At 67.5% G+C, this 15,397-nt stretch carries 9 protein-coding genes and 1 pseudogene; 9 read left to right on the forward strand and 1 reads right to left on the reverse strand.

Annotated features, from left to right (window positions below; genetic code table 11):
- Positions 1-39 precede the first annotated feature (39 nt).
- The 9 genes and pseudogenes from nusG to QA802_RS25125 all read left to right on the forward strand — a co-directional run bounded on the left by nusG (position 40) and on the right by QA802_RS25125 (position 13,759).
- Positions 40-915, forward strand: a complete 876-nt coding sequence (gene nusG, locus QA802_RS25085) for a transcription termination/antitermination protein NusG (protein ID WP_334526851.1) — start codon at positions 40-42, stop codon at positions 913-915.
- A gap of 171 nt (positions 916-1,086) precedes the next feature.
- A complete protein-coding gene (rplK, locus tag QA802_RS25090) occupies positions 1,087-1,521 on the forward strand; it encodes a 50S ribosomal protein L11 (protein ID WP_005481290.1) in 435 nt (144 codons plus the stop codon).
- Between the two features lie 85 nt (positions 1,522-1,606).
- The gene (rplA, locus tag QA802_RS25095; protein WP_319164274.1) at positions 1,607-2,332 is read left to right on the forward strand and encodes a 50S ribosomal protein L1; all 726 of its coding nucleotides are present in this window, start codon (positions 1,607-1,609) and stop codon (positions 2,330-2,332) included.
- A 148-nt stretch (positions 2,333-2,480) separates the two neighbouring features.
- On the forward strand, positions 2,481-3,386 hold the full coding sequence (locus QA802_RS25100) for an SCO4651 family lipoprotein (protein WP_334526854.1): 906 nt from the start codon (positions 2,481-2,483) through the stop codon (positions 3,384-3,386).
- Between the two features lie 93 nt (positions 3,387-3,479).
- On the forward strand, positions 3,480-4,274 hold the full coding sequence (locus tag QA802_RS25105) for an SCO4651 family lipoprotein (protein ID WP_334526856.1): 795 nt from the start codon (positions 3,480-3,482) through the stop codon (positions 4,272-4,274).
- Positions 4,275-4,643: 369 nt separating this feature from the next.
- Complete coding sequence (gene rplJ / locus QA802_RS25110) at positions 4,644-5,174, forward strand: 50S ribosomal protein L10 (protein WP_057584693.1); 531 nt, start codon at positions 4,644-4,646, stop codon at positions 5,172-5,174.
- Positions 5,175-5,300: 126 nt separating this feature from the next.
- Positions 5,301-5,684 carry a 50S ribosomal protein L7/L12 gene (gene rplL, locus QA802_RS25115; protein WP_319164277.1) on the forward strand — a complete coding sequence of 128 codons (384 nt, stop codon included), beginning with the start codon at positions 5,301-5,303 and terminating at the stop codon, positions 5,682-5,684.
- 580 nt (positions 5,685-6,264) lie between these two features.
- Positions 6,265-9,749, forward strand: a pseudogene (rpoB, locus tag QA802_RS25120) (DNA-directed RNA polymerase subunit beta).
- Positions 9,750-9,859: 110 nt separating this feature from the next.
- On the forward strand, positions 9,860-13,759 hold the full coding sequence (locus QA802_RS25125; RefSeq protein WP_334526859.1) for a DNA-directed RNA polymerase subunit beta': 3,900 nt from the start codon (positions 9,860-9,862) through the stop codon (positions 13,757-13,759).
- Between the two features lie 340 nt (positions 13,760-14,099).
- On the opposite strand, the gene QA802_RS25130 is transcribed toward QA802_RS25125, so the two are convergent.
- Positions 14,100-15,377, reverse strand: coding sequence for a putative hexosyltransferase (locus QA802_RS25130; protein WP_334526862.1), 1,278 nt, complete (start codon positions 15,375-15,377; stop codon positions 14,100-14,102).
- Positions 15,378-15,397: the final 20 nt, after the last annotated feature.

A 15,397-nucleotide genomic window follows, 5' to 3' on the forward strand; every position in this document is an offset into this window, starting at 1 on the left:
CATGTTCCACCCCTATGTATCCAGGAAGAAGCAGCCACCGTGTCTGACCAGAACCTGAACGACGCCATCGAGCCGGACGAGTCCGTGGACGACGAGCTCGACATCGTCGAGGGCTCGGACGAGGTGGACGAGTTCGAGGCTGCCGAGGCCGAGGCGGGCGAGCCCGCGGAGGAAGCCGCGCTGCACGTCGAGGACGAGGACGCCGAGGACGACGAGACCGTCGCCGAAGAGTCCGAGGAAGCCCAGTCCGAGGACGACGAGTCCGGGGAAGCCGAAGAGGAAGAGCCGGCCGAGCCGGTCGACCCCGTCGTCGCCCTGCGCGAGGAACTGCGCACCCTCCCCGGCGAGTGGTACGTCATCCACACGTACGCCGGTTACGAGAACCGCGTGAAGACCAACCTGGAGCAGCGCGCCGTCTCGCTGAACGTCGAGGACTTCATCTTCCAGGCCGAGGTGCCGCAGGAAGAGGTCGCGCAGATCAAGAACGGCGAGCGCAAGACCATCCGTCAGAACAAGCTCCCCGGCTACGTGCTGGTGCGCATGGACCTGACGAACGAGTCCTGGGGCGTCGTCCGCAACACCCCCGGCGTCACCGGCTTCGTGGGCAACGCCTACGACCCGTACCCGCTGACCCTGGACGAGATCGTCAAGATGCTCGCCCCGGAGGCCGAGGAGAAGGCCGCCCGTGAGGCCGCCGAGGCCGAGGGCAAGCCGGCTCCGGCCCGCAAGGTCGAGGTCCAGGTGCTCGACTTCGAGGTGGGCGACTCGGTCACCGTCACCGACGGCCCCTTCGCCACGCTGCAGGCCACGATCAACGAGATCAACGCCGACTCGAAGAAGGTCAAGGGCCTCGTGGAGATCTTCGGCCGCGAGACCCCGGTCGAGCTCAGCTTCGACCAGATCCAGAAGAACTAGCTCCTTCTGGAACACACGCCTCCGACCAGGTCAGGCGGGCTGTCACAGCTCGCCTGACCTGCTCGGTTTTTGGCCGCGCAGAGATACCCGTTATCGTTGTGCGGTATGCCTCCATCCGGATCATCCGGACCGGAAGGCTGAAAAAACTCTCACTAGGACCCGGAGAGAGCAATGCCTCCCAAGAAGAAGAAGGTCACGGGGCTCATCAAGCTCCAGATCAACGCCGGTGCGGCCAACCCCGCGCCGCCGGTCGGCCCCGCGCTCGGCCAGCACGGCGTCAACATCATGGAGTTCTGCAAGGCCTACAACGCCGCGACCGAGTCGCAGCGTGGCTGGGTGATCCCGGTGGAGATCACGGTCTACGAGGACCGCTCCTTCACCTTCGTCACCAAGACGCCGCCGGCCGCGAAGATGATCCTCAAGGCCGCGGGTGTCGAGAAGGGCTCGGGCGAGCCGCACAAGACCAAGGTCGCCAAGATCACCGAGGCGCAGGTCCGCGAGATCGCCACGACCAAGCTTCCCGACCTGAACGCCAACGACCTGGACGCCGCGTCGAAGATCATCGCCGGCACCGCCCGCTCCATGGGCATCACGGTCGAGGGCTGATTCCCAGCCCCGTAGCACCTTCGTAGCACCGTGGCAGGGCCTGCTCGGCCCGTACCACGACTCCTCAAGACACACTGGAGCAGTAGTGAGCAAGCGCAGCAAGTCCCTCCGCGCTGCGGACGCCAAGATCGACCGGGAGAAGCTCTACGCCCCGCTCGAGGCCGTCCGTCTCGCCAAGGAGACCTCCACGAGCAAGTTCGACGGCACCGTCGAGGTCGCCTTCCGCCTGGGTGTCGACCCGCGCAAGGCCGACCAGATGGTCCGTGGCACCGTGAACCTGCCGCACGGCACCGGCAAGACCGCCCGGGTCCTGGTCTTCGCGACCGGTGACCGTGCTGCGGCCGCGGAGGCCGCGGGCGCCGACATCGTCGGCTCCGACGAACTGATCGACGAGGTGGCGAAGGGGCGTCTGGACTTCGACGCCGTCGTCGCCACCCCGGACCTCATGGGCAAGGTCGGCCGTCTCGGCCGCGTCCTCGGCCCGCGTGGTCTGATGCCCAACCCGAAGACCGGCACCGTGACCCCGGACGTGGTCAAGGCCGTGACCGAGATCAAGGGCGGCAAGATCGAGTTCCGCGTCGACAAGCACTCGAACCTGCACTTCATCATCGGCAAGGCGTCCTTCGACGACGACAAGCTGGTGGAGAACTACGGCGCGGCGCTGGAGGAGATCCTCCGTCTGAAGCCGTCCGCCGCCAAGGGTCGCTACATCAAGAAGGCCGCGATCAGCACCACGATCGGCCCCGGCATCCAGGTCGACCCGAACCGCACCCGGAACCTTCTCGTCGAGGAGGACCCGGCCGCGGTCTGAACCTGACGGTTCGCCCGAGTCGGCGACGAGCCCCGCAACCTTTCGAGGTGCGGGGCTCGTCCCTTTTTGTCGTATCTCTCTTTCTTCGTACGACTGTCAGTGCCGTGCGTTAACGTCCAGTGACAGGCATTCCATGGGGGTGGGACGAATGAAGTGCACGAGTGTGCGCCGCGCGGGCCTCTCGATCGCGGCGGTGACCCTGGCGGCGGCGGCGACGGCCTGCAGCGGCTCGGGCGGGTCCGGCGGGTCGGGCGGCTCCGGGAAGGGCGGGGAGGACAGCCCGAGGCTCAGCCCCGTCGCGGCGCTGCGGAGCGCGGAGAAGTCCACCGGCGGCGCCGACTCCGCGAAGGTCGAGTCCACCACCACCATGGGCTCGGTGATGTCGATGACCGCCGAGGGCGCCCTGGGCTGGAAGGACGGCCTCACCGGCACGCTCACCATCACGTACACCGGCGGCACCATGGCCGACACGATGCGGCAGATGGGCACCACCTCGATGGAGGCCCGATACCTGCCCGACGCCTACTACGCCCGGATGGGCGACTCCTTCGCGGGGCAGGCCGGCGGCAGACACTGGATCAAGTACGCGTACGACGACCTCGAGAAGCTCGGCGGCGGCTCCGGCGCCTTTCTGAAGGACCAGCTGACGAACACCACCCCGAACCAGTCGGTGAAGCTGCTGCTGGCCTCCGGGGACGTCCGGGAGGTCGGCGAGGAGAAGGTGCGGGGCCGGAACACCACGCACTACTCCGGCACCGTCGAGGTGGCCGACCTCGCCGAGAAGAACTCCCACCTCAGCCGGAGCCAGCTCGACGAGCTGAAGAAGACGCTGGAACAGGCCGGCGTCACCACGGAGACCGTCGACATCTGGGTCGACGACCGGGACCTGCTGGCCAAGAAGGTCGAGAAGGGCGAGACCACGGCGGGCGCGTACAGCCAGACGGCCTTCTACACCGACTACGGCACCGAGGTCGTGGCCGAGGCGCCGTCGGCCGGCGACACGACGGACTTCCGCGAGCTGGTGAAGCGGCAGGGGGCGGCCGGAGGCTCGTAATTCACGGGACCTCCTCCCGGTTCCTGGGATACCTTCACGGTCTTGCTGTGCGTCGATCGTGTGTTCTCTGTATGGGGTTCTGGGGGAAATTGGATGAGGTCTGCCGTGGGTGTCCTCGGGCTGTCCGTGCTGCTCGTCAGCGGCTGTGCGGCGGTGGGCGGTACGGGGAGCGGGGATGACGCGTCCGCCGCGGCGGAGGCGGTCACACGGGCCGCGGAGAAGGCGGAGCAGCCGGTGTCCCTGCGCTACCGCACGAACGGCCGGACGCCGGAGGAGGGCCGGATCCGAGGCGAAGCCGCGATCGGCACGAAGCCGCAGGTGATGAGCCTGAAGTCCACCGTGCTCAGTGGCCCCGAGAAGGGCACGGGCGAGTTCCGGTTCGTCGGCGGGGTGCTCTACATAGGCACCGACGAAGCCGACGAGGACGGCAAGCACTGGATCAGGTTCGGCAAGCGCGGCGCCAACGGCGGGATGTCCGACAAGATGCGGGACAACCCGGTGCACGAGACCGGCTTCCTGGCCGGCGCCGACGACCTGAAGAAGGCCGGATCCGAGACCGTCGGCGGCGTCCGCACCGACCATTACACGGGCACGGCCACGGTCGACGAGATCCGCGCCTCCTACGAGGGCAAGCCGACGAAGATCCGGCAACGCACCGAGAAGAGCCTCGCCCAGTACGAGAAGCTGGGCGTCGACGAGCTCACCATGGACCTGTGGGTCGACGCCGAGGACCGCACCAGGCAGCTGCGCATGCAGGGCTTCGGCCGGCGTGGCCCGCTCGACCTGACCATCACCTTCTCCGACTACGGCAAGCCCGTGACCGTGCACGCGCCGCCGGCCTCGGACACCGTGGACCTGGCCGAGCAGCTGCGCAAGGCCGCGGACTGAGCGCCGCCGGGCGACCGGCCGACCGCCCGCCCCGGCGCGCGGCCCGTCCAACCCGGCCCGACCACCCGGCCCGGCGCGCGGCCGGTCCCCGTACGGGCGGATTTGCTTGACGGCGACCGGTTCCCGTACGCTCCTGAAGAAGCCAAAGACCGCTGGTCGTTGCCGTGCACTCAGCAGAGTGTGCGGTGGCCGAAGGATCCGCTGCAATGCGGACGACCCGCGCAGGTGTCAGTGGATGTGCTCCCGAACAGAACTCCTTTCACGGAATTCGTCCGGTCGAGCTACGCCCCGTGCGCCTGCGCCGGGGCGTTTCGTCTGTCACAGCCCCTTCTGAGCGGTCCTCATCACCCGGAAGGAGGCCGACGCTCTATGGCAAGGCCCGACAAGGCTGCCGCGGTAGCCGAGCTGACGGACGCGTTCCGCAGTTCGAACGCCGCCGTGCTGACCGAGTACCGGGGTCTCACCGTGGCGCAGCTCAAGACGCTGCGTCGTTCGCTCGGTGAGAACGCCCAGTACGCCGTGGTGAAGAACACGCTGACCAAGATTGCGGCCAACGAGGCCGGGATCAACACGCTCGACGACCTTTTCAACGGTCCGACGGCGGTCGCCTTCATCACCGGTGACCCGGTGGAGTCGGCGAAGGGTCTTCGTGACTTCGCCAAGGACAACCCGAACCTCGTCATCAAGGGCGGTGTCCTTGACGGCAAGGCGCTGTCCGCCGACGAGATCAAGAAGCTTGCGGACCTCGAGTCCCGCGAGGTTCTGCTCAGCAAGCTGGCGGGTGCCTTCAAGGGCAAGCAGTCTCAGGCTGCTCAGCTCTTCCAGGCGCTTCCCTCGAAGCTCGTCCGCACCGTGGACGCTCTTCGCGCCAAGCAGGCCGAGCAGGGCGGTGCCGAGTAACTCGGCTCGCGAAATGACCGCCGTCTGAGGCGTCCCGCCTCAGGCAGAGGTCGTAGCGGGCCGACAGTACGCCCGCCACACATGTACATACCGGCACCAGCCGAATTAGTGGAAGGATCGCCCACCATGGCGAAGCTCAGCCAGGAAGACCTGCTCGCGCAGTTCGAGGAGATGACCCTCATCGAGCTCTCCGAGTTCGTGAAGGCGTTCGAGGACAAGTTCGACGTCACCGCCGCCGCCGCGGTCGCCGTCGCGGGCCCGGCCGGTCCGGCCGCCGTTGCCGACGCCGTCGAGGAGCAGGACGAGTTCGACGTCGTCCTCACCGGTGCCGGCGAGAAGAAGATCCAGGTCATCAAGGTCGTGCGTGAGCTGACCTCCCTGGGTCTGAAGGAGGCCAAGGACCTCGTGGACGGCGCTCCGAAGCCCGTTCTCGAGAAGGTCGCCAAGGAGGCCGCCGAGAAGGCTGCCGAGTCCCTCAAGGCCGCCGGCGCCTCCGTCGAGGTCAAGTAACACCCCGCGGTCGGCGACGACCGCACGCGAAGGCTGAAACTGCCCCTCCCGGGGCTGTAACGCCCACGCACCGAAGAGCGATCATCCATCTGGGTGGTCGCTCTTCGGCGTTCCTGGAAGCGCGGCCACGGTTACCTCGCACCCCTCTGAGCGGGGGGTATGGTGATCTTCGTCGTGTCTCCGAGCGCCCCGGTTCGCGCCAGGGGGCCTTGACGAACCGCACGCAGCGCGCAATTCTCAGGACGCGTCGTCACAAGGATCCGTATCCGAGGCATGGATCGACGACGAAGAGGGCAGTATCACCGTGCGATTGAGGGCTACCGGACCGAGGGCGTTGAGAACTACGAGGGTCTCGAAGAACCCGCACTGGACATCAGTGTGCCAACTGGCTACACTGACCCTTTGCGCTGCCTGTTAGCTGTCCCCTGCCCGTCACCAGGGGCATGCCCTCACTTGAGTCCGGACGACCAGATCATCTCCCACCTGGCCTTTTCGCCAATCGGGGAACATCTGTCTCCGTGCCCGGGACTGAGGGGCCGGTACGCGCGTAGTGAGTCCGAGCCCTCGGAAGGACCCCCTCTTGGCCGCCTCGCGCAACGCCTCGACCTCGAATACGAACAACGCCGCCAGCACTGCCCCGCTGCGCATCTCTTTTGCAAAGATCAAGGAGCCGCTCGAGGTTCCCAACCTGCTCGCGTTGCAGACCGAGAGCTTTGACTGGCTGCTCGGGAACACCGCCTGGCAGAGTCGGGTCGAGGCGGCTCTGGAGTCCGGTCAGGACGTCCCCACCAAGTCCGGTCTGGAGGAGATCTTCGAGGAGATCTCCCCGATCGAGGACTTCTCCGGGTCGATGTCGCTGACGTTCCGCGACCACCGCTTCGAGCCGCCGAAGAACAGCATCGACGAGTGCAAGGACCGTGACTTCACGTACGCGGCCCCGCTCTTCGTGACGGCCGAATTCACGAACAACGAGACCGGCGAGATCAAGTCCCAGACGGTCTTCATGGGCGACTTCCCGCTCATGACGAACAAGGGCACCTTCGTCATCAACGGCACCGAGCGTGTCGTGGTGTCGCAGCTGGTCCGTTCGCCGGGTGTCTACTTCGACTCCTCCATCGACAAGACGTCCGACAAGGACATCTTCTCGGCCAAGATCATCCCTTCCCGGGCGCCTGGCTGGAGATGGAGATCGACAAGCGCGACATGGTCGGTGTGCGCATCGACCGCAAGCGCAAGCAGTCCGTCACCGTCCTTCTGAAGGCTCTCGGCTGGACCACCGAGCAGATCCTCGAGGAGTTCGGCGAGTACGAGTCCATGCGCGCCACCCTGGAGAAGGACCACACCCAGGGCCAGGACGACGCGCTGCTCGACATCTACCGCAAGCTGCGTCCGGGCGAGCCCCCCACGCGTGAGGCCGCGCAGACGCTGCTCGAGAACCTCTACTTCAACCCCAAGCGCTACGACCTGGCCAAGGTCGGCCGCTACAAGGTCAACAAGAAGCTGGGCGCGGACGCTCCGCTCGACGCGGGCGTGCTGACCGTCGAGGACGTCATCTCGACGATCAAGTACCTGGTCAAGCTGCACGCCGGCGAGACCGAGACGGGCGCGGACAACGGCACGACGATCGTCGTCGAGACGGACGACATCGACCACTTCGGCAACCGTCGTCTGCGCAGCGTCGGCGAGCTCATCCAGAACCAGGTCCGCACGGGCCTGGCGCGTATGGAGCGAGTCGTCCGCGAGCGGATGACGACCCAGGACGTCGAGGCGATCACGCCGCAGACCCTGATCAACATCCGGCCGGTCGTCGCCTCCATCAAGGAGTTCTTCGGCACCAGCCAGCTGTCGCAGTTCATGGACCAGAACAACCCGCTCTCGGGTCTCACCCACAAGCGCCGTCTGTCGGCGCTCGGTCCGGGTGGTCTCTCCCGTGAGCGGGCCGGCTTCGAGGTCCGTGACGTGCACCCCTCGCACTACGGCCGCATGTGCCCGATCGAGACGCCCGAAGGCCCGAACATCGGTCTGATCGGCTCGCTCGCCTCCTACGGCCGCGTCAACGCGTTCGGTTTCGTGGAGACGCCCTACCGCAGGGTCACCGACGGTGTCGTCACCGACGAGGTCGACTACCTGACGGCCGACGAGGAGGACCGCTTCGTCATCGCGCAGGCCAACGCCACGCTCGACGACGACCTGCGCTTCACCGAGAACCGCGTCCTGGTCCGCCGTCGTGGCGGCGAGGTCGACTACGTCCCCGGTGACGACGTGGACTACATGGACGTCTCGCCGCGCCAGATGGTGTCGGTCGCGACCGCCATGATCCCGTTCCTCGAGCACGACGACGCCAACCGTGCCCTCATGGGCGCGAACATGATGCGTCAGGCCGTGCCGCTCATCAAGAGCGAGGCCCCGCTCGTCGGCACCGGCATGGAGTACCGCTCCGCCGTCGACGCCGGCGACGTGGTCAAGGCCGAGAAGGACGGTGTGGTCCAGGAGGTCTCCGCGGACTACATCACCACGACCAACGACGACGGCACGTACATCACGTACCGCCTGGCCAAGTTCTCCCGCTCCAACCAGGGCACCTCGGTCAACCAGAAGGTCATCGTCAACGAGGGCGACCGGATCATCACCGGTCAGGTCCTCGCCGACGGCCCGGCCACCGAGAACGGCGAGATGGCGCTCGGCAAGAACCTGCTCGTGGCGTTCATGCCGTGGGAGGGTCACAACTACGAGGACGCGATCATCCTGTCGCAGCGCCTCGTGCAGGACGACGTCCTCTCCTCGATCCACATCGAGGAGCACGAGGTCGACGCCCGTGACACCAAGCTCGGCCCCGAGGAGATCACCCGGGACATCCCGAACGTCTCCGAGGAGGTCCTCGCCGACCTCGACGAGCGCGGCATCATCCGCATCGGTGCCGAGGTCGTCGCCGGCGACATCCTCGTCGGCAAGGTCACGCCCAAGGGCGAGACCGAGCTGACCCCGGAGGAGCGCCTGCTGCGCGCGATCTTCGGCGAGAAGGCCCGTGAGGTCCGTGACACCTCGCTGAAGGTGCCGCACGGCGAGATCGGCAAGGTCATCGGCGTCCGCGTCTTCGACCGTGAAGAGGGCGACGAGCTGCCGCCGGGCGTGAACCAGCTGGTTCGTGTCTACGTGGCGCAGAAGCGCAAGATCACGGACGGTGACAAGCTCGCCGGCCGTCACGGCAACAAGGGCGTCATCTCCAAGATCCTGCCCATCGAGGACATGCCGTTCCTCGAGGACGGGACCCCGGTCGACATCATCCTCAACCCGCTGGGTGTGCCGTCCCGAATGAACCCGGGACAGGTGCTGGAGATCCACCTCGGCTGGCTCGCCAGCCGCGGCTGGGACGTCTCCGGTCTCGGCGAGGACTGGGCGCAGCGCCTGCAGGTCATCGGCGCCGACCAGGTCGCCCCGGGCACCAACGTCGCCACCCCGGTGTTCGACGGCGCCCGTGAGGACGAGCTCGCGGGTCTGCTCAACCACACCATCCCGAACCGCGACGGCGAGCGCATGGTGCAGCCGACCGGTAAGGCGAGGCTGTTCGACGGCCGCTCCGGCGAGCCGTTCCCGGACCCGATCTCCATCGGGTACATGTACATCCTCAAGCTCCACCACCTGGTCGACGACAAGCTGCACGCCCGTTCGACCGGCCCGTACTCGATGATCACCCAGCAGCCGCTGGGCGGTAAGGCGCAGTTCGGCGGTCAGCGCTTCGGTGAGATGGAGGTGTGGGCGCTGGAGGCATACGGCGCCGCGTACGCCCTCCAGGAGCTCCTGACCATCAAGTCCGACGACGTCACCGGCCGCGTGAAGGTCTACGAGGCCATCGTCAAGGGCGAGAACATCCCCGAGCCCGGCATCCCCGAGTCCTTCAAGGTGCTCATCAAGGAGATGCAGTCTCTCTGCCTGAACGTGGAGGTGCTGTCCAGCGACGGTATGTCCATCGAGATGCGTGACACCGACGAGGACGTCTTCCGCGCGGCGGAGGAGCTCGGCATCGACCTGTCCCGGCGCGAGCCGAGCAGCGTCGAAGAGGTCTGACGGGAGTCCGGTCCGGAGGTTCGGCGATGAAGATCCCTGAACCTCCGGCCGGCCCCGGGACCCCCGTATCAGACCCCAAGACTTACAACCCTGAGAGGGATTGACGCATAGTGCTCGACGTCAACTTCTTCGACGAGCTCCGGATCGGTCTGGCTACCGCTGACGACATCCGTCAGTGGAGCCACGGCGAGGTCAAGAAGCCCGAGACGATCAACTACCGCACGCTCAAGCCGGAAAAGGACGGACTCTTCTGCGAGAAGATCTTCGGTCCGACCCGGGACTGGGAGTGCTACTGCGGCAAGTACAAGCGCGTCCGCTTCAAGGGCATCATCTGCGAGCGCTGCGGCGTCGAGGTCACTCGCGCCAAGGTGCGTCGTGAGCGGATGGGCCACATCGAGCTTGCCGCTCCAGTCACCCACATCTGGTACTTCAAGGGCGTTCCGTCGCGTCTGGGCTACCTGCTCGACCTCGCCCCGAAGGACCTCGAGAAGGTCATCTACTTCGCGGCGTACATGATCACGTTCGTCGACGACGAGCGCCGCACGCGTGACCTGCCCTCGCTGGAGGCGCACGTCTCCGTCGAGCGCCAGCAGATCGAGAACCGCCGCGACGCCGACCTCGAGGCCCGCGCCAAGAAGCTCGAGACCGACCTGGCCGAGCTCGAGGCCGAGGGCGCCAAGGCCGACGTGCGCCGCAAGGTGCGCGAAGGCGCCGAGCGCGAGATGAAGCAGCTGCGCGACCGCGCCCAGCGCGAGATCGACCGTCTCGACGAGGTGTGGACCCGGTTCAAGAACCTCAAGGTCCAGGACCTCGAGGGCGACGAACTGCTCTACCGCGAGCTGCGTGACCGCTTCGGCACGTACTTCGACGGCTCGATGGGCGCCGCCGCGCTGCAGAAGCGCCTGGAGTCCTTCGACCTCGACGAGGAGGCCGAGCGCCTCCGCGAGATCATCCGCACCGGCAAGGGCCAGAAGAAGACCCGTGCGCTCAAGCGCCTGAAGGTCGTCTCCGCGTTCCTGCAGACCAGCAACAGCCCCAAGGGCATGGTCCTGGACTGCGTGCCGGTCATCCCGCCGGACCTCCGCCCGATGGTGCAGCTGGACGGTGGCCGCTTCGCGACCTCCGACCTGAACGACCTGTACCGCCGTGTGATCAACCGCAACAACCGTCTGAAGCGGCTTCTCGACCTCGGCGCGCCCGAGATCATCGTGAACAACGAGAAGCGGATGCTCCAGGAGGCCGTCGACGCGCTCTTCGACAACGGCCGTCGCGGTCGCCCGGTCACGGGCCCCGGCAACCGTCCGCTGAAGTCGCTGTCCGACATGCTCAAGGGCAAGCAGGGCCGCTTCCGTCAGAACCTGCTCGGCAAGCGTGTGGACTACTCCGCGCGTTCCGTGATCGTCGTCGGTCCGCAGCTGAAGCTGCACCAGTGCGGTCTGCCGAAGGCGATGGCGCTGGAGCTGTTCAAGCCGTTCGTGATGAAGCGGCTCGTGGACCTCAACCACGCGCAGAACATCAAGAGCGCCAAGCGCATGGTGGAGCGCGGCCGCACCGTCGTGTACGACGTCCTCGAAGAGGTCATCGCCGAGCACCCGGTGCTGCTGAACCGTGCGCCCACCCTGCACCGCCTCGGCATCCAGGCCTTCGAGCCGCAGCTGGTCGAGGGCAAGGCCATCCAGATCCACCCGCTCGTCTGCACCGCGTTCAACGCGGACTTCGACGGTGACCAGATGGCCGTCCACCTGCCGCTCTCCGCGGAGGCGCAGGCCGAGGCCCGCATCCTGATGCTGTCCTCGAACAACATCCTCAAGCCCGCCGACGGCCGTCCGGTGACGATGCCGACCCAGGACATGGTCCTCGGTCTGTTCTTCCTCACCACCGACGGCGAGCTGCGCGACACCAAGGGCGAGGGCCGGTCCTTCGGCTCCACGGCCGAGGCGATCATGGCGTTCGACGCCGGTGAGCTCGCGCTGCAGTCGCCGATCGACATCCGCTTCCCGGTGGGCACCATCCCGCCGCGTGGCTGGACGCCGCCGGCCGTCGAGGAGGGCGAGCCGGAGTACCAGACCGGTGACACCTTCCGGCTGCGGACGACCCTGGGCCGCGCGCTCTTCAACGAGCTGCTGCCCGAGGACTACCCGTTCGTCGACTACTCGGTGGGCAAGAAGCAGCTCTCCGAGATCGTCAACGACCTGGCCGAGCGCTACCCCAAGGTCATCGTGGCGGCGACGCTCGACAACCTGAAGGCGGCCGGCTTCTTCTGGGCGACCCGTTCCGGTGTCACCGTGGCCATCTCCGACGTCGTCGTCCCCGAGGCGAAGAAGGAGATCGTCCGCGGGTACGAGGCGCAGGACGAGAAGGTCCAGAAGCAGTACGAGCGCGGTCTGATCACCAAGGAAGAGCGCACGCAGGAGCTCATCGCGATCTGGACCAAGGCGACCAACGAGGTCGCCGAGGCGATGAACGCGAACTTCCCCAAGACCAACCCCATCTTCATGATGGTTGACTCGGGCGCCCGAGGAAACATGATGCAGATGCGGCAGATCGCCGGTATGCGCGGTCTGGTGTCGAACGCGAAGAACGAGACCATCCCGCGTCCGATCAAGGCGTCCTTCCGTGAGGGCCTGTCCGTGCTGGAGTACTTCATCTCCACGCACGGCGCCCGTAAGGGTCTGGCGGACACCGCCCTGCGTACCGCCGACTCGGGTTACCTGACCCGTCGTCTGGTGGACGTCTCGCAGGACGTCATCATCCGCGAGGAGGACTGCGGCACCGAGCGCGGTCTGAAGCTGCGGATCGCCTCGAAGGACGCGAACGGCGTCCTGCAGAAGGCGGACGACGTCGAGACCAGCGTCTACGCCCGCATGCTCGCCGAGGACGTCGTCATCGACGGCAAGGTGATCGCGCCGGCCAACGTGGACCTGGGCGACGTGCTCATCGACCAGCTGGTGCGCCACGGCGTCGAGGAGGTCAAGACCCGCTCGATCCTGACCTGTGAGTCGCAGGTCGGTACGTGCGCCATGTGCTACGGCCGCTCGCTGGCCACCGGCAAGCTGGTCGACATCGGTGAGGCGGTCGGCATCATCGCCGCCCAGTCCATCGGTGAGCCCGGCACCCAGCTGACGATGCGTACCTTCCACACCGGTGGTGTGGCCGGTGACGACATCACCCAGGGCCTGCCGCGTGTCGTCGAGCTCTTCGAGGCCCGTACCCCGAAGGGTGTCGCCCCGATCTCCGAGGCCTCCGGCCGCGTGCGGATCGAGGAGACCGAGAAGACGAAGAAGATCGTCATCACGCCGGACGACGGCAGCGACGAGACGGCGTTCCCGATCTCCAAGCGCGCCCGTCTCCTGGTCAGCGAGGGCGAGCACGTCGAGGTGGGCCAGAAGCTCACCGTGGGTGCCACCAACCCGCACGACGTGCTGCGCATCCTGGGTCAGCGTGCCGTCCAGGTCCACCTGGTCGGCGAGGTCCAGAAGGTGTACAACTCGCAGGGCGTGTCGATCCACGACAAGCACATCGAGATCATCATCCGGCAGATGCTGCGCCGGGTGACGATCATCGAGTCCGGCGACGCCGAGCTGCTGCCCGGCGAGCTCGTCGAGCGCTCGAAGTTCGAGGTCGAGAACCGTCGTGTGGTCCAGGAGGGCGGTCACCCGGCCTCCGGTCGTCCGCAGCTCATGGGTATCACCAAGGCCTCGCTGGCCACGGAGTCCTGGCTGTCGGCGGCGTCCTTCCAGGAGACGACCAGGGTGCTGACGGACGCGGCGATCAACGCCAAGTCCGACTCCCTGATCGGCCTCAAGGAGAACGTCATCATCGGTAAGCTCATCCCGGCCGGTACGGGTCTGTCCCGCTACCGCAACATCCGGGTCGAGCCGACCGAGGAGGCCAAGGCCGCGATGTACTCGGCCGTCGGCTACGACGACATCGACTACTCGCCGTTCGGCACGGGCTCCGGCCAGGCCGTTCCGCTGGAGGACTACGACTACGGTCCGTACAACCAGTAAGGCGAACGTCCGAGGTGCATGAAGGGCGGTCACCCCCGTTGCGGGGTGGCCGCCCTTCGGCGTGCGCGCCGTGCCCGGGAGGACGCTGACCGGAGCTCTGCCAGGGCTCTGACGGGTGACGGGTGACGGGTGACGGGTGACGGGTGACGGGTGACGGGTGACGGGAGAGGGGGCGAGGGCGAGCTGACGGGCGAGGGGCGCTCTGACGGCCGGCAGGGCGGCCGGGGAGATCCGGGCCGCCTCCGTGCCGCCTTCCGAGCCCCGGAGGGAGCCGTCGGGGCTCCCAGACGCTGCCCGCGGCCGCGTCAGGCGCCCTCGTCGCCCCCCGGCCCCGGAGCGGCTACGGGATGCCCAGCTCGAAGATGACGTAGTGCGCGTACCACCCGGAGGCCAGGGCCGCCGTCGTGAAGAACACCGCCAGGCTCGGCCACTTCAGCCGGCTCATCGCCGCGGCCGGCGCGAGCAGCAGCGGAAAGGCCGGGAGCAGGTAGCGGCCCGTGTTGCCGAACATCTGCTGGGTGCCCAGCACGGTGATCACGCTCGCCAACGTGTACGCGACCAGCACCAGCGGCGGCTTCTTGCGCAGCATCAGCGCGATGAGGAACGGCAGCGCCAGCACTACCTGGACGGCGAGGAGGTCCGGGACGGAGAACGCGAACAGGTAGTCGTGGCGGCCGACCGCCGTGTTGGCGAGCACGTCCCAGGTGTACTTGCCGAAGTCGAAGTAGTGCGCCCAGCCCTCGCGCTGGAGCGTGAAGTACGCGGTGAGGTCACCCGAGCTGAGCCCGACCCAGGCGACGTAGGTGAGCAGGCCGAGCGGGGCGGCGAACATGGCGTAGAGGGGCCCCGCCACCCCGTGCTCGCGCCGGCTTTCGCGCCGGGCGAGGGTCACGATCGCGGCGAGTCCGACGGCCCCGATGAGCGCGGCGGAGGTAGGCCGGTTGAGCCCGGCCAGGAACGCCAGCAGTCCGGCCGCCACCCAGCGGTGCTTCATCACGCAGTAGCAGCACCAGGCGGCGATGGCGACGAAGAGCGACTCCGAGTAGACCGCCCACTCCACGCCCGCGCCGGGCAACACCGCCCACAGTCCGGCCGCGATCGTGCCGGCCCGCGCGCCGGCGAGCGTGGAGACCACCGCGTAGACGCCGGCCGCCGCGACGAAGGACGCCAGCACCGACACCAGGATCCCGGCGCCGTACAGCCCGAGGCCGGTGACCTCTGAGACGCTCCGGATCAGGCCCGGGTAGAGCGGGAAGAAGGCGACCGAGTTCTGCTTGACGGTGAACAGCCCGCCCGGGGCGAGCCGCTCCAGCGGGCCGGGGTCGTAGCCCTTCTCGGCGACCTGGAGGTACCACCAGCCGTCCCAGGTGGCGAGCACGTCCCACCAGTGGGCGCCGCCGCCGAAGCGCGGGTTCTTCTTCTGGTACTCGTCGGCCCACTCCAGGAGCCAGGCGAACACGGACAGGCCTACGAGTTTCGTCACACCGTAGAGGAGCAGCGGGGCGAGGTACGGTCGTACACCGTCCGGCAGGGTGAGGCGGCGCAGGGTCCCTGACCGCTCCTCCGGCCCGTCGGGCACGGCGGGGTCCGTCGCCGTGTCGCTGGAAGCCGTGCTCATGGCTGGGGTCCCCCCTCGGC

The organism is Streptomyces sp. B21-105 (assembly GCF_036898465.1).
In the GTDB taxonomy this organism is placed as follows: Bacteria; Actinomycetota; Actinomycetes; order Streptomycetales; family Streptomycetaceae; genus Streptomyces.